Origin of the sequence: Myxococcus sp. AM011 (genome assembly GCF_013372595.1) — a bacterium.
GTDB classification, from domain to species: Bacteria; Myxococcota; Myxococcia; order Myxococcales; family Myxococcaceae; genus Myxococcus; species Myxococcus eversor.
Genome location: NZ_JABXEM010000614.1, coordinates 1 through 562 on the forward strand (window position 1 = coordinate 1; position 562 = coordinate 562).

The window sequence follows — 562 nt, forward strand, 5'->3', positions numbered from 1 at the left end:
AAGGAGCTGCCGAGCACCAGGCGGGTGATGCCGCGGTGGGCGATGGCCACGGCCTTGGGCTGCCCGGTGGAGCCCGAGGTGAACATGACGTACGCCAGACTGTCGGCGTGGGTGAATGCCTGGGGCGGAGTGGTGGGCTGGCGTGCCACCAGGTGCCAGTTGGAGTCGAGGCAGATGACGACGGGGACGTGACTGGGCAGCGCGTCCGCCAGGCGCTCCTGCGTGACGAGGACGGAGATGCCCGTCTGGGCGAGCATGAAGTCCAGCCGCTCCGCGGGGTAGGCCGGGTCCAACGGGACGAAGGCGGCGCCGGCCTTGAGGATGCCCAGCAGGCCCACCACCAGCTCCGGCGAGCGCTCCAGGCACAAGCCGACGCGGGTGCCAGGGGTGACGCCGAGGGTGCGCAGGTGCCAGGCCAGTTGATTGGAGCGCTCGTCGAGCTGGCGGTAGGTGAGCGTGGCGCGCTCCGCCTCGACGGCGATGGCGTCCGGGGTGCGCGCGGCCTGGGCGGAGAAGAGCTGATGGACGCTCGCCTCGCGTGGGTACTCGGCGCCCGTGGCAT

1 protein-coding gene is annotated in these 562 nt (G+C 71.7%); it reads right to left on the minus strand.

Going from position 1 to position 562, the window contains the following annotated elements; all coding sequences use genetic code 11:
• Window positions 1-562: AMP-binding protein (locus HUW62_RS47670; RefSeq protein ID WP_176438228.1), on the minus strand; the 562-nt coding region annotated here is incomplete at both ends.